This is a genomic window from Stenotrophomonas sp. GD03680, from assembly GCF_029844625.1.
GTDB classification, from domain to species: Bacteria; Pseudomonadota; Gammaproteobacteria; order Xanthomonadales; family Xanthomonadaceae; genus Stenotrophomonas; species Stenotrophomonas maltophilia_P.
This window is the reverse complement of the sequence record NZ_JAOCKC010000003.1, coordinates 349,228-369,042: the sequence shown is the minus strand read 5'-3', so window position 1 is coordinate 369,042 and position 19,815 is coordinate 349,228. Positions and strand designations below refer to the sequence as shown.

Sequence of the window (19,815 nt, the reverse complement as noted above, 5' to 3'; positions counted from 1 at the left end):
CATGAGCGAGATCACGGGCTTCACCGCCGACACTTCTGCCGCACTGCCGCTGTACGTGCTGGATCGCGAGCAGTTCGCCCGCTGGAACGCCGGACAGCCGGCCGCCATGCAGGCCTGGCTGGCCTCGCAGGGCTTCACCGCCGGCTCGCACAGCATCGCCCTGCTGCCCGGCAGCGAGGGTCTGGCCGGTGCGGTGATGGGCGTGGGCGATCGCGGCGATGCCTACAGCTATGCGCACGCGCCGCACGCCCTGCCCGAAGGCAGCGTGTGGCAGCTCGCCAGTGAGCTGCCGGCCAGCGAGCAGGCACTGCTGCAGCTGGGCTGGGGCCTGGGCAGCTATCGCTTCGACCGCTACCGCAAGCGCAACCGGCACCCGGCGCAGCTGGTTGCCGCACCGACCGGGGAAGTGGCGGATCTGATCGCCGCCAGCCTGCGCGTGCGCGACTGGGTCAACACGCCCACCGAAGACATGGGCCCGCAGCAGCTGGAAGAGGCCGCACGCACGCTGGCAGCGGCGCACGGCGCCGAGGTCGAAGCGATCACCGGTGATGCGCTGCTGGCGCAGAATTTCCCGGCCATCCATGCCGTCGGCCGCGCGTCGCATCGCGCGCCGCGCCTGGTCGTGCTGCGCTGGGGCAAGCCGACGGATCCGGCGCTGGTGCTGGTCGGCAAGGGCGTGTGCTTCGATACCGGTGGGCTGGACATCAAGCCGGCCGATGGCATGCGCAACATGAAGAAGGACATGGGTGGCGCCGCGCACGCGCTGGCCCTGGCAGGACTGGTGATGGCCCAGCAGCTGCCGGTGCGCCTGACCCTGCTGGTGCCGGCGGTGGAGAACGCGATCGGCCCGGATGCGTTCCGTCCGGGCGAAGTCATCGCCACCCGCAAGGGCCTGAGCGTGGAGATCGACAACACCGACGCCGAAGGCCGTGTGATCCTGTGCGACGCGTTGACCTTCGCCGCTGAGCAGAAGCCGGACCTGGTTCTGGACTTCGCGACCCTGACCGGCGCTGCGCGCATCGCGCTGGGCCCGGACCTGCCGGCACTTTTCAGCAACGATGACACCGTCGCCCAGCAGTGGCTGCAGGCCGGAGATGAAACGCGCGACCCGGTCTGGCGCATGCCGCTGTGGCGTCCCTACCTGCGTTACCTGAGCAGCGGCATCGCCGACCTGGCCAATGCCGGTTCGCGCATGGCGGGCTCGGTTACCGCCGCGCTGTACCTGGAGCGCTTCCTTGAGGATGGCCAGCGCTGGGCGCACCTGGATGTGTACGCCTGGAACGATGGCGAACGGCCGGGCCGCCCGGCCGGCGGCGAAGCACTGGCCCTGCGCTCGGCCTGGGCGATGCTGAAGGCACGCTACGCCTGAGCGCAGCCGATGCGCGGGTGGAGCCGGACAGGGGTCCGCTCCACCGAGTTGTGACGAAAAATTGAATTCCGGCCACGGTCGGGTTCTGCGAGGATGTGTCGGTCGACCACCCACACATTCCGTGAAGGCAGGACTCCGACCATGTCGCTCTTCCGCTACACCCGCGCCGGCCAGGGGCCGCGCACACCGCGCAGGCATTCGCCGCTGCCCTGGATCGCGCTGATCGCCCTGATTCTTGGCGGGATCACGCTGGGCTTTGCCTGGCTGGCCGGCTGGGTCGGCCACCGCCTCACCGCGCAACGCTTCACCGACACCATCGAGGCCACCGGCCCGGCCCATCCCGGGTTCCGCCGTGCGCACAGCAAGGGCGTGTGCGTGAGTGGCTGGTTCGCACCCAGTGCACAGGCGCCGACGCTGTCCAGCGCGCGCGTGTTCTCGCAGGCCCGGGTACCGGTGCTGGGCCGCCTGTCGATCGGTGGTGGCGATCCCCATGGGGCCGATGGCAGCGCCCGGGTGCGCAGCATCGCCCTGCAGCTGGTCAGCGACGATGGCCAGGAATGGCGGATGGCGATGAACAGTTTCCCGTTCTTCGCGGTGCCGACGGCTGAGGCCTTCTTCGAACAGACGCAGGCGCAGATCCCGGATCCGGCGACCGGCAAGCCCGACCCGCAGAAGATGGCGGCGGTGCTGGCCAAGTACCCCAGCGCGCGGGCGTTCCAGCAATGGGCACGGACCGCGCCGTGGACCGACAGCTGGGCCAATACCCGCTTCAACAGCGTCAACAGCTTCTGGTTCACCAATGCGCAGGGCCAGCGACGCGCCGTGCGCTGGCAATGGCAGCCCCGCACGCCGGTCGCCGAGCTTGATGCCGACGCCCGCAAGCGCGCCGATGTCGATTTCCTCAGCCAGGACCTGCAGCGCCGGCTGGCGGCCGGCCCGGTGCAATGGGACCTGGTGGTCAGCATCGCCGAACCGGGGGACGCCATTGATGATCCGTCGGTGCCCTGGCCGGACGCGCGGGAAACGGTGGTGGCAGGCGTGCTGAGCCTGGAACGCATGCAGTCGCAGGAACAGGGCGCCTGCGGCGAGCTGAACTTCGACCCGCTGATCCTGCCCAGCGGCATCCGCGGCAGTGATGATCCGATCCTGGCCGCGCGGTCGGCGGTCTATTCGCAGTCGTTCAACCGGCGCGAGCGCGAGCGCGCGGCCGGAGCGGCAGCGCAACCGAAGGAGGCTGCACGATGAGTACCGGCAATGGCCACTTCAACCTGTTGGCGCGGGTACTGCACTGGTCGATGGCGGTGATGATCATCGCCATGCTGTTCATCGGCGTGACCATGGTCGCCTCGCTGCACCTGCGGCCGATGCTGCTCGACCTGCACCGCCCGCTGGGCATCGCGATCGGCGTGCTGGTGCTGCTGCGCCTGTACAACCGCCTGCGCCATCGGCCGCCGCCGCTGCCGGCCGATCTTCCGGTGTGGCAGGTGATGGCGGCAAAGGCATCGCACTGGATGCTGTACGCGCTGATGCTGGCAATGCCGCTGGTGGGCTGGGCAATGCTGTCCGCGGGAGGCTACCCCATCGTGCTGGGGGGCGGACTGCACCTGCCACCGATCGTGCCGCACACACCGGCACTGTATGCAGCGCTTCGCAGCGCGCACAGCCTGCTGGCCTACGTGCTGTTCGCCACGGTGCTGATGCATGTCGGTGCCACCCTCTTCCACCTGTGGGTCCGCCGCGATGGCGTGTTCCAGGCGATGGCGCGCGGGAAGGACTGACGCGACTGCGGCCTGTCGATCGCTCGTGGGCCAGGGAACCCCTCGGGAGCCGCCGGGCATGGCTCGGCTCAAAAGGGTCGAGCCACTCCGCTACAGCCAGCCCTTCTGCCGTGCCAGCCGGTACGCCTCGATCCGGTTGGCCACGCCCAGCTTGCCGATGCACTCGGACAGGTAGTTGCGCACCGTGCCGTGCGACAGTCCCAGCTGCTCGGCGATCTCGCTGGCAGTCCGTCCTTCGCCCGCCAGGCGCAGCACGCGCCGCTCGCGGTCGGTCAGCGGGTCCGCCTGTGACCAGGCATCGAGTGCCAGTTGTGGGTCGATCGCACGCACGCCCTGCTTCACCTTGCGCAGTGCATCGGCCAGGTTCTCCGCTGGCGCGTCCTTGAGCAGATAGCCGAGCACGCCTGCGTCCAGCGCGCGGCGCAGGAAACCGGCGCGCGCGAAGGTGGTCACGATCACCACCTTGATGGGCAGTTCGTGGCGTGCGATGCGCTGGGCCAGTTCCAGCCCTGACAGACCGGGCATCTCGATATCGGTCACCAGGATGTCCGGCTTCAGCTGCTGCAGCATGCGCCAGGCGGCCTCGCCATCGGCGGCGCTGCCCAGCACCTCGATGTCCGCCTCCAGGCTGAGCAATGCGGACAGTGCGCCGCGCACCATGGCCTGGTCTTCCGCCAGCAGGATGCGGATCATGCCGCGCCGTCCTGCGCCACCGGCGCGGGTGCAGCGGGCGGCAACGGGACAGTGGCCGCCGACAGCGGCACGCGCACGCTCAGCACCGTGCCCTCGCCGCGCGGAGACTGCACGGTGACATACCCGCCCAGCGCCGCAGTGCGCTCACGCATGCCGCTCAGTCCATTGCCCTCGGCCTGCATGCCACCCCGGCCATCATCGCGGATCTGCATCACCAGTACTTTTCCTTCCTTCATGAAGTCCACCCGCGCCTGTGTCGCCTGCGCATGGCGGGCAATATTCGTCGCGGCCTCCCGCAGGACCAGCGCCAGGCCACGCTCCACCTCCACCGGCATCGGCGGCGGCGGCGCGTACTGCAGATGCACCTGCTGGCACTCCAGCAGCAGCCGCGCCGAGGCCAGCTCCCCGGCCAGGTCGCTGGCCCGGATGCCGGTGACCGCACTGCGCACCTGCGCCAGCGCTTCGCGGGCGATGGCCTCGGCCTCGCCAATCTCCTGCCGCGCGCGCGCGTCGCCGCGATCGTGCAGTTTGCGTGCCAGCTCCAGTTTCAGGGTGATCAGCGACAGCGTGTGGCCCAGCAGATCGTGCAGGTCGCGACCGATCCGCTCACGCTCGGCGGTCGCCGCCAGGCGACGTACTTCCTCCTGCGACAGCTGCAGGGCCGCCTCCTTCTCCTGGTTGAGCGCCTCGACATTGACGACCAGGCCGACGATGTACGACACCGCCGGAATCCACACCAAGCTCTGCCAGGGATACTCGAACGCGAGCGCGACCACGCAGAACACGATGTTCAGACCGGTCAACTGCAGCAGGTACCGCCACCAGCCACCGCGCCCGCTGACCCGCATCAGTACGCAGCCGAACACGAAGTAGGTCAGCCCGGACGGATACCAGGGCAGCAGGACCAGGGCCATTGCAATCAGACCCAGCGCATAACGGCTTGCGTGGTGGCGGGGCGATACCAGCACCTTGGCGTACAGCAGCAGGAACAGCGGGTAGCTGGCCAAGGTCAGCAGCAGCCAGCGCAGGGTGAACCCATGGCCGAGCAGCGGGGTCAGGAAGATCCACACCGACCACAGCAGATGGATCGCCTCGCTCCAGGGCGACTTGCCGCGCCGCAGCGTGTCGGCAACCGCCGAGTCCGGCGCAGGGCGCAGCAGGGAGGCCAGCCAGCTCGATGACACAGGGGGGTCCAGGCGGGAACGATCGCTGCCGATCATGCCAGTTCAGCCGATCCTGCGCAGGCGCGGGCGCGCCAGCACGGCCCTGCCGGCAGCGTGAGCCGCCCACCAGGCCTGCGCAGGCGCAACAGCCCGCTGATCGCGGTACTCTTGCCGGCGCCGTTACGACGCACCTGCATCTGCTGCAGGCCGGCCAGCGACGGGGCGATCGGAGCCATGGGCGGTACCGGTAGCGGGGACGTTGCCATCCTGCGCCCCCTTGGTCACGTTTCGCAGTTGCCACCGTCAAGGTCATCGGATGACAGCTGTCACTGCCGCCATCCCCGTGCCTGCCGTCATGCTGTGCCGCACGCTCCACTGCCGGAACCGCCGCTGTCGCCCTTCCGGTCACACCCGCCCGAAAGCCTGTGATGGAACGAATGAACGCTTCTGCCGAGCTGTTGAAGGAACTCCGTATCGAACGCAAGTCACCGCCGCCTGCCTCTGGGGGGGGCGGCGGCGGTCGCCGCTGGCTGTGGATCGCCGTGATCGCGGTGGTGCTGCTCCTGGCCGCAGGCGCCTTCGCGCTGTTCGGCCGCACTCCGGCCGTGCAGGTGGAAACCGCACCGGCGGTCGCCATCCAGCAGGGCAGCGCCAGCAGCTCGGTCCTCGATGCCAGTGGTTATGTCGTCGCCCGGCGCATGGCTACGGTGTCGGCCAAGATCACCGGCAAGGTGCGCGAGGTGATGATCGAGGAAGGCATGCGCGTGGAGGCGGGACAGATCATGGCCACCCTCGACCCGATCGATGCCGACGCACAGCGCAGTCTGTATGCCTCGCAGCTGCAGGCCGCACGCAGCCAGGTGGCCGGACTGGAGGCACAGCAGAGGCAGGCGGCGGCAGAGGCCAGCCGGCTGCAGGCGCTGGTCGGGCAGCAGCTGGTCTCGCGTTCGCAGTACGACCAGGCCGTGGCCCAGCGCGACAGCCTGCGCGCGCAGCTGGAAACCGCACAGCGCAACGTGAAGGTGGCCAACGACCAGCTGGCGATCGCCGACCTTGGGGTGGACAACAACATCGTGCGTGCGCCGTTCTCCGGCGTGGTCACGGCCAAGGCGGCACAGCCGGGCGAGATCGTCTCGCCGCTGTCGGCCGGTGGCGGCTTCACCCGCACAGGCATCGGCACCATCGTCGACATGGATTCGCTGGAGATCGAGGTCGAGGTCGGCGAAGCCTTCATTGGCCGCGTGCAACCGAAGATGCCGGTGGAAGCCATCCTCAATGCCTATCCGGAATGGAAGATTCCGGCCGAGGTGATCGCCATCATCCCCACCGCCGACCGGGGCAAGGCGACGGTGAAGGTGCGTGTGGCCCTGAAGCTGAAGGACCCGCGCATCGTGCCGGAGATGGGCGTGCGGGTCAGTTTCCTGGAACAGGCGGCACCGCAGGCTGAAGCCAAGCCGCAGGGCGTGCGTGTGCCGGCAGGCGCGGTGGTCGAGCGCGAGGGTGCATCGGTGGCCTTCGTGCTCGGCGACGAGAACCGCGTGCAGCAGCGCGCGGTCCAGGCTGGCCAGGCCATGGGCAAGGATCGCCAGCTGCTCAAGGGTGTGAATGCCGGCGAGCTGGTGGTGGTCAACCCGCCGGACACCCTGCGCGATGGCACCCGGGTGCAGCAGAAACAAGCGCAGTAGCGGCAGGGCGCCTTCCGGGGCGCGGCCAGCGGCACCGTTCGACGACAACACCGTTCCACGCATGCCCGGCCGGCGGCCGGGGTGCGCCCCTGTTTCCCGCCTACGTGGAGAACCACCCATGTCGACCCTGGTTTCACTGCGCAACATCACCAAGACCTACCAGCGCGGCCCCGAGAAGGTACAGGTGCTGCACGGCATCGACCTGGACATCGCCCGCGGCGACTTCGTCGCGTTGATGGGACCGTCCGGTTCAGGCAAGACCACCCTGCTCAATCTGATCGGTGGCCTGGACAATCCCAGCGGCGGCGAGATCAGCATCGAAGGCGAGCGCATCGACCAGATGAGCGGTGGCCAGCTGTCGACCTGGCGCAGCCACCACGTTGGCTTCGTGTTCCAGTTCTACAACCTGATGCCGATGCTGACCGCGCAGAAGAACGTGGAACTGCCGCTGCTGCTGACCCATCTCAATGCCGCGCAGCGCCGCCGCAACGCCGAGATCGCGCTGACCCTGGTCGGCCTGGCCGACCGCCGCAACCATCGTCCCAACGAGCTGTCCGGCGGCCAGCAGCAGCGCGTGGCGATCGCCCGTGCGATCGTCTCCGACCCGACCTTCCTGATCTGCGACGAACCCACCGGCGATCTCGACCGCCAGTCCGCCGAGGAGATCCTGGGCCTGCTGCAGCAGCTCAACCGCGAACACGGCAAGACCATCATCATGGTCACCCATGACCCGAAGGCCGCCGAGTACGCCACGCACACGGTGCACCTGGACAAGGGCGAGCTGGCCGACGCGCCGCTGGCCCACTGACGGAGGCCACAGCGATGAAATACTTCTCTCTGGTCTGGGCGCAGCTGTTCCGCAGCCGCACCCGGACCCTGCTGACCCTGCTGTCGGTGGTGGCCGCGTTCCTGCTGTTCGGCATGCTCGACTCGGTGCGCGTGGCATTCACCTCCGGTGGCAGCGTGGAAGGGGCCAACCGCCTGGTGGTGGCCTCGCGCCTGTCGATCACCCAGTCGCTGCCGATCCGCCTGGAAACGCAGATCCGCCAGGTGGCGGGCGTGCGCGACGTGGCCTATGGCATGTGGTTCGGCGGCATCTACCAGGATCCGAAGAACTTCTTCCCGAACTTCTCGGTATCGCCCAACTACTTCGACGTCTACCGCGAGCTGCAGATCGACCCGGCGCAGCTGGAAGACTGGAAGAACACCCGCACCGGTGCGATCGTCGGCGAGACCCTGGCCAAGCAGTTCGGCTGGAAAGTCGGCGACACCATCCCGCTGCAGGCGACGATCTTCCCGCGCGGCGGCAGCAACGACTGGCCGCTGGAACTGAAGGGCATCTTCCGTTCCAAGGATCCGGCGCAGGCCTCCAACGAAGAGCGCCAGCTGATGATGAACTGGAAATACTTCGATGAGTCCAACGACTACATCAAGAACCAGGTCAGCTGGTACACGGTGACGCTCGACAACCCCGACCATTCTTCGCGGGTGGCACAGGCCATCGATGCGATTTCCGCCAACTCCGACCACGAAACCAAGACCCAGACCGAATCGGCGTTCCAGCAGGCCTTCGTCAAGCAGTTTGCCGACATCGGCATGATCGTCACCTCGATCATGGGCGCGGTGTTCTTCACCCTGCTGCTGCTGACCGGCAACACCATGGCGCAGGCCGTACGCGAGCGCGTGCCGGAGCTGGCCACGCTGAAGACACTGGGCTTCAAGGACAGCACGGTGCTGATACTGGTGATGATCGAATCGGTGCTGCTGATCGGTCTCGGTGGCCTGATCGGCATGGGCCTGGCGGCACTGATCCTCCCCGCCATCGGACCGAAGAGCATGGGCCTGCTGCCGCCGCACATCCCCACCCCGACCTGGCTGATGGGCTTGGGCCTGATCGTGGTGATTGGCGCGGTCGTCGGCCTGCTGCCGGCGCTGCGCGCCAAGCGCCTGAAGATCGTCGACGCACTGGCCGGCCGCTGAGGAGGACACCGACATGTTCAAGAACAAGCTCAAGAAGTGGTTCGGCAACACGGTGACCGTGCTGGCGCTGGCAATCGGCCTGGCGGTATGGATCGGCCTGCCGTGGGTGGGCGTGCTTGCCGTGGCGGTGCTGGTCGGGCTGTGGCTGGCGCTGACCCGCAGCGGGCGGCTGGCCCTGGCCGCCACCCGCATCGGCATCGCCAGCCTGCCGCAGCGCTGGGGGGCATCCTCGGTGATCGTGGTCGGCATCGCCGGCGTGGTCGGGGTGTTGGTGGCGATGCTGGCGATGGGCGAAGGCTTCCAGGCCACGCTCAGCAACACCGGCGATGACACCACCGCCATCGTGCTGCGCGGTGGTTCGCAGGCGGAAACCAATTCGGTCATCACCCGCGAGCAGGTACCGACCCTGTCCACCCTGCCCGGCATCAGCCGCGATGCGCAGGGACGGCCGCTGCTGTCGCCTGAACTCTCGCAGGTGGTCAACCTGGTCTCCAGGTCCGACGGTACCGACGTCAACGCGCAGTTCCGTGGCGTCGGGCCGCAGGCGTGGGCGGTGCATGACAAGGTCAAGATCATCGAAGGCCGCAAGTTCGCCACCGGCCTGCGCGAGATCGTGGTCGGCCAGGGCGCCAAGGGCCAGTTCCGCGACATGGAGGTCGGCAGGACGCTCACCCTGGGCAACCAGACCTGGACGGTGGTCGGTGTGTTCGCCACCGGTGATGCGCATGACTCCGAACTGTGGACCGACGCCGATACCCTGGCCACCACGTACCAGCGCAGTGCCTGGCAGTCGATCAGCGTGCGTACCGAGGGCAAGCCGGGCTTCGATCAGTTCAAGGCCGCCGTCGCCGCCGATCCGCGCCTGAAGCTGGACGTGGAAACCACCCGTGCGTACTACAGCAAGCAGGGCGGCGGCCTGACCAAGCTGATCGACATCCTCGGCAAGGTGATCGGTACGATCATGGCGGTGGGCGCGGTGTTCGGCGCGCTCAACACCATGTATGCCGCCGTGGCCACGCGTGCGCGCGAAATCGCCACCATGCGCGCGATTGGTTTCCGCGGACTGCCGGTGGTGACCGCGGTGATGCTGGAAACAATGCTGCTGGCCCTGCTCGGCGGCCTGCTGGGCTGCACGGTGGCGTGGCTGCTGTTCAACGGCTACAGCGTGTCCACCATCGGCAGCAACTTCAGCGCGGTGGTGTTCAAGTTCCACGTATCGCCGGAACTGCTGTGGACGGGGCTGAAGTGGGCGCTGGGCATCGGCCTGGTCGGTGGCCTGTTCCCGGCGCTGCGCGCCGCCCGCCTGCCGATCACCACGGCACTGCGCGAAACCTGATGCGTGCGCCGCCAGCGGAGGCGGCGCGGACGCGGGACGGGGCCGGTGCTCCGTCCCGCGTTGCTTTCCGGCTCAGCGCTTTGCCGCCCGCATCGTGCGCAGGTTGTCACCGATGAACAGCAGCAGCCCGGCCCAGATCGCTGCGAAACCGACGGCCTTGGCCATGTCGAACGATTCGTGGAAGAAGAACACGCCGAGCAGCAGCTGCAGGCTCGGTGCGATGTACTGCAGGATGCCCACCAGCGACAGCGCGATGCGCTTCACACCGTAGGCGAAACCGATCAGCGGCACGGCGGTGACCACGCCGCCGAAGATCAGCAGCAGATCGTTGCGCAGGCCCCAGCCGCTGAAGAATCCGCCACCGTGGCCATTCTCGGCCCAGACCGCGAACGCCAGCGCAGGCAGGAACAGATACAGGCTTTCCACGCCCAGCCCGGCTACGGGATCGACCGAGACCAGCTTGCGCAGCAGGCCGTACAGGCCGAACGAACAGGCCAGGCCCAGCGCGATCCACGGCGGCGTGCCAGCGTCGAGAGTCAGCCAGGCCACGCCCACCGCCGCCATGCCCACCGCCCCCCACTGCAGCCGGCGCAGGCGTTCCTTCAGCACCAGCACCCCCAGCAGCACGTTCACCAGCGGGTTGATGAAGTAGCCCAGGCTGGTCTCGATCACGTGGCCGGCATTGACGGCCCAGATGTACAGGCCCCAATTGAACGCGATGGTCAGGCTCGACACCGCCAGGATCGGCAGCGCGCGCGGCTGCGCGGCGATCTTCCGCCACCAGCCCAGTTTCGCACTGAGCAGCAGCCAGGCCACCACCAGCACCGTGCTCCAGATGATGCGATGGGCGATGATCTGGAACGACGGCACTTCATTGAGCAGGTGCCAGTACACCGGCACCAGTCCCCACAGCACGAAGGTGGATGCGGTGACCAGCAGGCCCCGGCGTTGTTCTGTCTCGTCGATGCTCATCGCTTGCGCGTCCTTGCCATTGTCAGTACCACCACGCCCAGCAGGATCACCACCATCGCCAGCACGTCGCGCCAGCCGAAGCGTTCGCTGTTGAGGGCTGCGCCCAGCAGCACCGCGATCACCGGGTTGACGTAGGCGTAACTGCCGGCCAGCGCCTGGCGTACGTTCTGCAGCAGCCACACGTAGGCCGTGAACGCGACGATCGAACCGAACACGCACAGATAGGCCATGGCCAGCAGGCCACCGGTATCGGGCAGTGTGGTGGGCCGCTCACCCACCGCCAGCCCGATCAGCACCAGCAGCACGCCGCCGCAGATCATCTGCCCGGCGGCCGTCATGAACGGGCCAGGCAGGTCCAGGCCGCGCGCCCACACCGAGCCGAAGGCCCAGCCGATCGGCGCGATCAGCAGCAGCACCAGCCCGGTGGGCGTCGCCGTCAGGCTGCTGCCCGCATTCAGCCAGACAACGCCGAGGAAGCCGATGGCGATGCCCAGCCATTCGCCACGGCTGGCGTGCTGGCCGCGCAGCGCCGAGAACAGCGCCATCCACAGGGGCACCGACGCCACCGCCGTGGCCGCCAGGCCCGACGACACATCGCGTTCGGCCAGCACCACCATGCCATTGCCCAGCACCAGCATGGTCACCCCCATGAGCACCAGGTTGCGCCACTGCCGCAACGTCGGCTTCGGCATTTTCCAGAACAGGCGCAGCGCCAGGTACATCAGGCCTCCGGCGATGATGAAGCGGCTGCCGGAGACCATCGTCAGCGGCAGCGCACCGCCGTGCAGGGCCTTGGCGATGCCGAGATAGGTCGAGCCCCAGACCACGTAGACCAGCAGCAGCGCCAACACGACAAGGCCGCCCCGGGGGGCAGCCGCAGACGGAACAGGGGGAGCCGACATGACGCACCAAGGGACCGGGGGAAGGCGGATTCTAGGACGTTCCCCTGACGGAAATCACCCCGGATTTCGACAAGCTGATTTTCACCTACAGAGCGGGCGGGTATCCCCTCACCGTGTCGTTGGCGGAATCTGAGCAACAGCCGCTTTATGGCAGCCCTGATTCGACGTTCTCTGACGTCTGCGGACAGAGCTGATCAATGTGAGACGCACGTCGGTAAATGTCACGCCTCGGTGGCGCACAAACTGCCCTGCCCGCAACGTTGCGGGCAGACCGAATCCAATTCTGGAGAAGCTGATGTTGAAACCACCGCCCTTGACGCAACCCGTCGCCTTGGCTGGAGCACCCCACCTCTGTTCCCCGTTAGAGCCCATCACGATCGCGGTTGCGGTTGTGATTGCTGTTCTTCCTGTGTGAGACCTAGCTGATGAAACTCAAATCTCTGCCGAATCAGACCAGAACCGTCGGGATGTATGGTTCTTGCGCCCTCATCGAAACGACAGGCCCTGCATGCGCCGGGGTTGGCATTGTCGTTGGAATTCTCGTCAACCGAGGCATTCACCCGAGGTGAATAACCACGTGGGCCAGAGACCACTGGCCCACAACAAGGAAGTATGAATGGAACGCGCCGACCTGATGCTGGAACTTGCCGACAGTCCCACAGAACTGCACCGACTGATCTCTCTGCATGCCAGCCGTACTCCTCTCAACACCGTGCTGGAAGAGTCCGGCATCCTGGACCGTGTACGAACTTATTCGTCTCGACTCCAAGACCGCGGTGATGCAGCCGTGAATGAGCGGAACATGCTTTCCATCTGTGAGCAGTTCAGTCCGGACATATTGCAGACCTACCTTCTGGACGAATGTAGACTCCACGCAGAATGTGCTCTCTACGTGAGCCCTGGAAAATTCTTCACCAAGACCCCGCTGCATGGGATGGTTCTCTACAAGGACGATGCAGTCCAGGTTCATTACATGCAGATCCTCCATTCAGAGCCAAGGCCGGCAACTGGGCTGGAAACAGGCATCACAGTAAACGGTGCGGATTCACTTATCCTGTTTGTCAAAGCCAAAGAATGCCAGTATCGGGTATTCGATGTTGAAACCGAAAGCGGCACATCTCCCACTCTGAGCGAGCCCATCTTCCGATCGGCAAGTTCCAGCGAACATATTTTTCTCAAGGGTGGAAGACGAGGCATGCACTTGCTACCGCAGCCGCACGCGCTGACGATGATCGTGTGCCTTTCGAACCTTCCGAGAACCGACGCAACGCAACACTTTTCGCTGAAATCGGGCTCGCTTGTCGGCCTCAGCGCTGCCAATGTCGAAGACTCCCGCCTCCAGGTCCTGACCACAGCCCTTGCCAGCATTCCTGGAACAGGGAATGTCGAAGCGCTGATCAACATCTCACACCATTCCGCCAGCTTTGTTCGCTGGTCTGCTCTCCGTGCGCTTTCCTCCGTGGATGCGGACGCTGCCCTTAAACGCCTGACAGAAATGAAAGAGCAGGACGAAGACGCTGAGATCCGCTGTCTCGCCGCGGAATGCCTTGCCGAAGGATGAATCCAAACATGCCGATTCGCGTAAATGACACGAATTCAACCGCCATCAATCTCAGCGATCTGGTCGAGCATCTGCAACAGGAGCCCTTCGATCCGCGCGACCATGCGTCTATGCTCGACGTCGCGCCGATGCTCAAGCGTCTGAGCAACAATCGCACCTTCCTGTCCGACTTGATCTGCGAAGAACTAAAGGACAATCGCAACATCCAGGCCGGAAATGACTATACGCCACAGGTCTTCATGCTGCATCCGCCACAGCGGGCAGGCCAGAATTACTTCATTCGCGCCTGCTTCTGGCCTGGGTCGCAGGACGACATTCTTGCAGCCAGCGGCGACGGGGCGTTCTTCTATGGCGTGCCACATGACCACAATTTCAATTTTCTGACTGTTGGCTATCAGGGCCCAGGTTACGGAAGTGATTACTTCGAGTACGACTACTCAAGTGTCACAGGCATCCCGGGAGAGAAGGTCGATCTTGTCCACACTGAATCCAGCAGCCTCGCCGAAGGAGAGATTCTCCTGTACCGGGCGTTTACCGATGTCCACAGACAGATTCCTCCGGAGCGCTTCTCCATAAGCATCAACATCATGGAGCACTCGCTACGCAGCGTAACAATGAATCAGTATGAATTCTCACCTGAAGCGACAGCGATCTCCAGCGTCATCAACAGGTCCAGTGCCTCGACCATGTTCATGATTGCTGCTGGATCTTCAGATGGACAGGCTCCAGAAATTCTCATGGACATTTTCAAAAGTCATCCGATGGAGCGGGTGCGAATGGCGGCTCTGGAGGCTCTTATTGCCCACAGTCAATCGGCGCAAGACGCCTTGAATCTGACTGGCCTCGTAAGAGGGTGCTCGAGCAGCTTCATGCGGGGAAGAGCACGACAGATTGCTTCAAGAATTGAAGAAGGAGCCTTCCATGTTGACCGCTAACCGGATATGCATGAGCTACGGCCAAAGGACAATACTGAGCAACGTGGACTTGCAGGTTTCCCCTGGCGATGTTGTCGGCATCATCGGTGTGAACGGCGCGGGAAAGACGACACTGTTCCGGATACTCTGCAACTTGATACCTCCCGACTCCGGAGAGGTCCTGTTCACTGCGAACTCGGCATCCCGTCCACTCTCACACTCCGACATCGGTTATCTCCCGGAGTCCAGAAGCCTCTTCAACGAAGTAACCGTGGGCAGAACCATCAGATTCTGGGCTCGACTCAGGGGGTTGGACAGTGCCGGTGCAACACATGCGTGCCGGCTGTGGTTGGACAGAGTCGGCCTGCTTGATCGGGCCCTGCATCGGGTCTCCAGCCTTTCCAAGGGAAATCTGCAGAAGCTTCAGTTGGCGGCCTGCATGCTGCACGAGCCGCGAATTCTGATTCTGGATGAGCCTTTCTCAGGCCTGGATCCTGCCAACCAGATTGCCGTTGCGAATCTGATAGTGCAGGCTGCGTCAGAGGGCACGGGCGTCGTGCTGTCCGCGCATCACCTCGATCTCCTCGAACGCATCGCGACACGTGTGTTCATTCTGGAGAATCAGCATTTGAAAGCGGTGCCGAGCGGCCCGTCAAATGGTCAGCTTCATCGCCAGTTCTTCGCAGCCGCAGCTTTGCCTCAACACGCGAAGGCGGGCAAATGAGTATGCGGCGCTTCGCAGCGGTCACTCTGTTTGAGTTCCGGAGACACCTTGACGTGCGCGGCGAGCTCGTAGGGCTTCTTCTCCTCGTGGTGATTGCCCTATTGAAACTGGTCAGTGATTCAATAGTCACGAGAGAAGCATCATCCACGGTAACGGTACTTGCAGAGGGTACCTCGTTGGCTGGCATGCGCGAGGGGCGCTTCGTATTTGCTGATCAGATGCCGGAGGGTATCGCCCATCGTTACCCGGTTCTGAACAAGGATGAGAGCGGATATACGTTGCACGTCGCGCGGCCTCCCAGCTGGCTCGACGAGCTCAGCATCACGCTTGGCGTGCTTCAGCACCGGCATGAACTGGCGTCACTCGGGGTCACGGCGATTGAGCTGCAGGCCATCGATAGCAGGCAGCCTATTCGGGTAGTGGGTTTCGACGGCCACCCTCTTCGACAGCAGGGGCCCTTGGCTGCGCTTTCGATTGCGCTCGTGGTGCTGACAACACTCTCCATTCTGGGATGCCTGGGCATGCTCTTCAACGGACTCCTCGGCGAGCGCTTCGGCCATGCTACAGAGATGATTCTAAGTGCAGTCCCTGCATGCTTCTGGCTTGACTGCAAGGTGACGTCCTCAATTCTTCATGGCCTGAAAACCATTGCTGTATATGGCACTTACTCACTCGTCGGCTGGATTCTGTTTCAGGGATCGCTTGGGGATCAGATCCTGCCGACAGCCGGTTTTGCTGCGTTCCTGGCTAGCCTGTTCGCGTTCTGCCTGCTGGGCCTGACGCTATGGAACTGGTTCTTCGCGGCCTGTGCTGCAGTCATCCGAAGTCCTCATTCAGCTTTTCGGAACAGTCTGGCGGCCTTTCCCCTGACGATGATCATCATCGGCCTTGGCGGAATGCGCGCCCCGGAAGGCGGCTTCATGCAGCTGCTATCGCACATCCCTTTCACGTCAATGGCAGCCATGCCGGTGCGCATGCTCTACGTCGACGTACCCACGTGGGAGCTCCTGCTGTCTCTGGGTTGGCTGGCGGTCAGCGCGCTGACTCTACGCTTCTGCGCTGAAAGATCATTTCAGAAGGCGATTGTTGCGCCTGCTGAAACAATTTCTTCTCCGGCTGCCCCGGTTCGGTAAGAATGGGACCTGCGGTCAAGGGCGTGGTCATAGGACGTTTGGGTTATGGTCGATCGGCCCTACCTCTTGGCATCCTATTGGGTCCCGTCTGCTCCGCTATCCGGCGTTGACGTGGGAGGCATTTCCCAGGAGTCTGGTCGGCACGCCTCGCGCCCTGACACCGGTCTTTCCGCGCACGGACGCCATCGCATCGAGGATCCCCGCCCAGATGAGCACCACGCCCCACCCTGCTGTTCCCGCGACCGACGGCGCCGCATTGCGCCGCTCGATCTCCAATACCCTCAAAGGCTCCGCCGGCAACCTGGTGGAGTGGTATGACGTCTACGTGTACTCGGTGTTCGCCGTGTACTTCGAGTCGCAGTTCTTCTCGCCGGAAGACAAGAACTCCACGATGTACGTCTGGGCGATCTTCGCCGCGACCTTCCTGATGCGCCCGATCGGTGCCTGGTTCTTCGGCCGCTTCGCCGACCGCCATGGCCGTCGCCTGGCCCTGACCGTATCGGTCACGCTGATGGCGTTCTGCTCCTTCATCATCGCCATCACCCCCACTGCCGCCAGCATCGGCATCTGGGCGGCGATCATCCTGCTGTTCGCGCGCCTGCTGCAGGGCTTCGCCACCGGTGGCGAGTACGGCGCGAGCGCCACCTACATGTCCGAGGCCGCCATTCCGGGCCGTCGTGGCTTCCTGTCCTCCTTCCACTACGTCACCCTGGTCGGCGGCCATGTGCTGGCCCAGCTGACCCTGTTCCTGATGCTGAACTTCTGGGGCAAGCCGGAGATCTCCGAGTTCGGCTGGCGCATCGCCTTCGGCATCGGTGGCATCGCCGCGGTCGTGGTGTTCTGGCTGCGCCGTGGCATGGATGAGTCGCTGGAAGAATCCTCGATCGAGGCCGCGCGCGAAGGCAAGGCCAAGAAATCCGGTTCGATGTACGAACTGTTCGTGCACCAGTGGCGCCCGCTGCTGCTGTGCTTCCTGATCACCGCCGGCGGCACCATTGCCTTCTACACCTACTCGGTGAACGGCCCGAAGATGATCCAGAGCGCCTTCGCAGGCGACGACCCGATGACCGGCACCCTGATCAACCTGGGCGTGCTGGCCTTCCTGATGGTGCTGCAGCCGGTCGGCGGCTGGCTGTCGGACATCATCGGGCGCAAGAGCCTGCTGGTGTTCTTCGGCGTGGGCGGCGTGCTGTACAGCTGGTACCTGATCACGCAGCTGCCGCACCAGCACGATGCCACCCTCGCCTTCCTCACCCTGGCGCTGGGCTTCGTCATCCTCACCGGCTACACCTCGATCAACGCCGTGGTGAAGGCCGAGCTGTTCCCGACACACGTTCGGGCACTGGGCGTGGGCCTGGGCTACGCGCTGGCCAACTCGCTGTTCGGCGGTACGGCCCCGCTGCTGTACCAGGGCGCGCTGAAGACCGGCCACGTGGACTGGTTCGCCATCTATGTCACTGCCACCATCGCGGTATCGTTGGTGGTCTATGTGTTCTTCCTCACCAACAAGGGCCCGAACTGGCTCGACGGCACCCGCAAGTAAGGATGCCGTGCTGATGGCAGCCACCGGTGCAATGCCGGTGGCTGCCGCAACTCCCGCTACGCCCCTGATGTGGGCCGCCCTGCTGCTGGCGGTGGCAACCACGCTGGGCTGGCTGCTGCGACGCCCGGGCGCGCAGGCGCGCTGGCCACGCACCGGCTTCGGCATCGCCCTTCTGGTCTTCGCCAGCGCGCTGGCAGTGCAGCTGGCAGTGGACCTGGGCAGCGGTCACAGCTCGCTGCGGATGAACCTGCTCGGCCGCTTCAGCGGCCTGCGCACGGTCAGCCTCGGCACCATGATCACCTGCTACCTGGCGGCATTGGCCGCCAGTGCATGGGGTGCCTGGACGCTGCTGCGCAGGCGCTAGCCGTCAGCGGCGTGCCGCCTCGCTCTTGTCGCGGGCAGCGCGGAACTCGGAGTCCTTCTCCCAGGTCGGCCAGCGCCGGCTGTTGGCCAGCTCCGCGCCCAGGTCGTAGACCAGCAGCGTATCGGCGGCATGACCGCTGGGATCCCAGCCCGGCGTCCACGCGTCGCAGGCCTGGTGATAGCAGTCGGCGAAGTACTTCTCGCGCAGCGCGCGCCCGGCGTCCACGCCTCCGTCCAGCTTGTCCAGGCCCGGGCCGATGGTGATCGCCGGTACACCCAGCCGGGCGAAGGCGAAATGGTCGGCGCGGTAGAAGAAACCGGCCTCCAGGTTGGGGTCCGGGCTGTAGCTGCGGCCGCGTGCCTTGGCCACCCGCTCCAGGTCGCCTTCCAGCGATACCCGGCCCTTGCCCCACGAAGCGATGTCACGGGTCGGCCCGTCCGGGCTGAACATCTCGATGTTCAGTACGGCAGCGGTCTTGTCCAGCGGCGCCAGCGGATGCGCAGCGTAGTAGCTGGCCCCCAGCAATCCCTTTTCTTCAGCCGTCAGCGCCACGAAGTAGAGCGTGCGCTGCGGCTGCGGGCCGGCCGCGAACACCCGGCCCAGTTCCAGCACGGTGGCCACGCCGGTGGCGTTGTCGATGGCGCCACGGCGCACGCGGTCGCCCTTCGCATCGGGCTGGCCGATGCCGAAAGCGTCCCAGTGCGCCGAGAAGATCACCGCTTCATCGCCGTGCTCGCCGCCCGGCAGCTTGGCCACGACGTTGCGGGTCACCACCTGTTCGCGCTTGAGGGCGAAATCGACGCTCAGCCGCGCGTTGTCCAGGGCCACCGGACGGAAGTCGGCACGCATCGCCTTGCGCTTCTCCGCCTCGAAATCGAGGCCGGCGTCGGCGAAGATCGCCTCGGCCAGTTCGCGCTGCATCCAGCCGCGCAGCGGTGTGTGCTGGGCCATCGCCTCGGCCTGGCTGCGCTCGATATCGAACAACGGCGAGGTACCCGAGCTCTTCACCGTCGCCCAGCCATAGGCCGCAGGTGCGGTCTCGTGCACGATCAGCACACCTTCGGCGCCGCGGCGCGCAGCCTCCTCGAACTTGTAGGTCCAGCGGCCGTAGTAGGTCACTGCCTTGCCATCGAACGCGCCGGGAGCGTCGGCCTCGAAATCGGCATCATTGATCAGCACCACGGCAATCTTGCCGTGCAGATCAATGTCCTTGTAGTCGTTCCAATGGCGTTCCGGTGCGTCGATGCCATAGCCCACGAACACCAGCGGTGCATCCTTGATCTGCACCCGGGCGCGCGGCTGCAGGCTCTGCAGGGTCACATCCACGCCATTGACCAGGGCGCGGCGGCCCTGCTTCAACGCCAGGCTGGCCGTGGCCGCCCCCTCCAGCTGCGCACGCACCAGCGGCACCGGCTGCACCCAGCTGCCGTCCACGCCGCCGGGTTGCAGGCCATAGCTGCGGAACTGCTCGATCAGGTACTGCACGGTGCGCTCTTCGCCTTCGCTGGCCGGAGCGCGGCCCTCGAATTCGTCCGACGCCAGTACACGCACGTGGCGCGACAGCGCCTGCGGGTCGATACCGCCGCCGGGAAGGTCATTGGCCGCCTGGGCCAGGCCACCCACGAACAGGCAGGACGACAGCAGCAACACGCGCATCGGGTTCACGGCAATACCACGGCAGGATGGGAAGTCACCAGA

Annotated in this window: 19 protein-coding genes; 13 read left to right on the top strand and 6 right to left on the bottom strand. The window is 65.4% G+C overall.

The genetic code is table 11. The features are described from left to right. Position 1: 1 nt before the first annotated feature. The 3 genes from N5J29_RS06020 to N5J29_RS06010 all read left to right on the top strand — a co-directional run bounded on the left by N5J29_RS06020 (position 2) and on the right by N5J29_RS06010 (position 3,147). Complete coding sequence (locus N5J29_RS06020) at positions 2-1,369, top strand: leucyl aminopeptidase family protein (RefSeq protein WP_164151235.1); 1,368 nt, start codon at positions 2-4, stop codon at positions 1,367-1,369. 141 nt (positions 1,370-1,510) lie between these two features. Then, the gene (locus N5J29_RS06015) at positions 1,511-2,614 is read left to right on the top strand and encodes a catalase family peroxidase (RefSeq protein ID WP_164151233.1); all 1,104 of its coding nucleotides are present in this window, start codon (positions 1,511-1,513) and stop codon (positions 2,612-2,614) included. Then, positions 2,611-3,147 carry a cytochrome b gene (locus N5J29_RS06010; RefSeq protein ID WP_164151230.1) on the top strand — a complete coding sequence of 179 codons (537 nt, stop codon included), beginning with the start codon at positions 2,611-2,613 and terminating at the stop codon, positions 3,145-3,147. Before N5J29_RS06015 ends, N5J29_RS06010 begins: the two co-directional genes overlap by 4 nt. 90 nt (positions 3,148-3,237) lie before the next feature. Here the strand turns inward: N5J29_RS06010 and N5J29_RS06005 are convergent, their stop codons facing one another. Genes N5J29_RS06005 through N5J29_RS05995 form a run of 3 tightly spaced genes read right to left on the bottom strand, consistent with a single transcriptional unit; the run spans position 3,238 to position 5,239 of the window. Beyond that, complete coding sequence (locus N5J29_RS06005; protein WP_053516542.1) at positions 3,238-3,840, bottom strand: response regulator transcription factor; 603 nt, start codon at positions 3,838-3,840, stop codon at positions 3,238-3,240. Next, the gene (locus N5J29_RS06000) at positions 3,837-5,060 is read right to left on the bottom strand and encodes a sensor histidine kinase (protein WP_164151229.1); all 1,224 of its coding nucleotides are present in this window, start codon (positions 5,058-5,060) and stop codon (positions 3,837-3,839) included. Before N5J29_RS06000 ends, N5J29_RS06005 begins: the two co-directional genes overlap by 4 nt. Further along, a complete protein-coding gene (locus N5J29_RS05995; protein WP_164151227.1) occupies positions 5,057-5,239 on the bottom strand; it encodes a hypothetical protein in 183 nt (60 codons plus the stop codon). The genes N5J29_RS06000 and N5J29_RS05995 overlap by 4 nt, the downstream gene beginning before the upstream one ends. Before the next feature lie 201 nt (positions 5,240-5,440). Here N5J29_RS05995 and N5J29_RS05990 point away from each other — a divergent pair, with 201 nt between their 5' ends. The 4 genes from N5J29_RS05990 to N5J29_RS05975 all read left to right on the top strand — a co-directional run bounded on the left by N5J29_RS05990 (position 5,441) and on the right by N5J29_RS05975 (position 10,004). Then, positions 5,441-6,688: an efflux RND transporter periplasmic adaptor subunit gene (locus tag N5J29_RS05990; protein WP_164151225.1), complete on the top strand. Its 1,248-nt coding sequence runs from the start codon at positions 5,441-5,443 to the stop codon at positions 6,686-6,688. 118 nt (positions 6,689-6,806) lie between these two features. Further along, complete coding sequence (locus N5J29_RS05985; RefSeq protein WP_053516547.1) at positions 6,807-7,496, top strand: ABC transporter ATP-binding protein; 690 nt, start codon at positions 6,807-6,809, stop codon at positions 7,494-7,496. A gap of 14 nt (positions 7,497-7,510) precedes the next feature. Further along, the gene (locus N5J29_RS05980) at positions 7,511-8,668 is read left to right on the top strand and encodes an ABC transporter permease (RefSeq protein ID WP_053516548.1); all 1,158 of its coding nucleotides are present in this window, start codon (positions 7,511-7,513) and stop codon (positions 8,666-8,668) included. A gap of 13 nt (positions 8,669-8,681) precedes the next feature. Then, entirely contained in the window at positions 8,682-10,004 is a 1,323-nt protein-coding gene (locus tag N5J29_RS05975; RefSeq protein WP_111186489.1) for an ABC transporter permease, read from the top strand. A gap of 72 nt (positions 10,005-10,076) precedes the next feature. Here the strand turns inward: N5J29_RS05975 and rarD are convergent, their stop codons facing one another. Both rarD and yedA read right to left on the bottom strand, forming a co-directional pair. Further along, entirely contained in the window at positions 10,077-10,976 is a 900-nt protein-coding gene (gene rarD, locus N5J29_RS05970; protein ID WP_164151223.1) for an EamA family transporter RarD, read from the bottom strand. Then, entirely contained in the window at positions 10,973-11,878 is a 906-nt protein-coding gene (gene yedA / locus N5J29_RS05965; protein ID WP_164151221.1) for a drug/metabolite exporter YedA, read from the bottom strand. Before yedA ends, rarD begins: the two co-directional genes overlap by 4 nt. A 616-nt stretch (positions 11,879-12,494) precedes the next feature. Here yedA and N5J29_RS05960 point away from each other — a divergent pair. From N5J29_RS05960 to N5J29_RS05935, 6 genes are all read left to right on the top strand, one after another. Next, positions 12,495-13,439: a HEAT repeat domain-containing protein gene (locus tag N5J29_RS05960; protein WP_239519769.1), complete on the top strand. Its 945-nt coding sequence runs from the start codon at positions 12,495-12,497 to the stop codon at positions 13,437-13,439. Between the two features lie 8 nt (positions 13,440-13,447). After that, on the top strand, positions 13,448-14,374 hold the full coding sequence (locus tag N5J29_RS05955) for a transposase (protein WP_164151219.1): 927 nt from the start codon (positions 13,448-13,450) through the stop codon (positions 14,372-14,374). Then, complete coding sequence (locus N5J29_RS05950; RefSeq protein WP_164151217.1) at positions 14,361-15,077, top strand: ABC transporter ATP-binding protein; 717 nt, start codon at positions 14,361-14,363, stop codon at positions 15,075-15,077. The genes N5J29_RS05955 and N5J29_RS05950 overlap by 14 nt, the downstream gene beginning before the upstream one ends. A gap of 53 nt (positions 15,078-15,130) precedes the next feature. Beyond that, on the top strand, positions 15,131-16,210 hold the full coding sequence (locus N5J29_RS05945) for an ABC transporter permease (RefSeq protein ID WP_239519768.1): 1,080 nt from the start codon (positions 15,131-15,133) through the stop codon (positions 16,208-16,210). 208 nt (positions 16,211-16,418) lie between these two features. Next, on the top strand, positions 16,419-17,753 hold the full coding sequence (locus N5J29_RS05940) for an MFS transporter (protein WP_065182020.1): 1,335 nt from the start codon (positions 16,419-16,421) through the stop codon (positions 17,751-17,753). A 13-nt stretch (positions 17,754-17,766) separates the two neighbouring features. Next, positions 17,767-18,117, top strand: a complete 351-nt coding sequence (locus N5J29_RS05935; protein WP_231108646.1) for a hypothetical protein — start codon at positions 17,767-17,769, stop codon at positions 18,115-18,117. A gap of 3 nt (positions 18,118-18,120) precedes the next feature. Here the strand turns inward: N5J29_RS05935 and N5J29_RS05930 are convergent, their stop codons facing one another. Continuing rightward, the gene (locus N5J29_RS05930) at positions 18,121-19,773 is read right to left on the bottom strand and encodes a M28 family metallopeptidase (protein ID WP_111186493.1); all 1,653 of its coding nucleotides are present in this window, start codon (positions 19,771-19,773) and stop codon (positions 18,121-18,123) included. Positions 19,774-19,815: the final 42 nt, after the last annotated feature.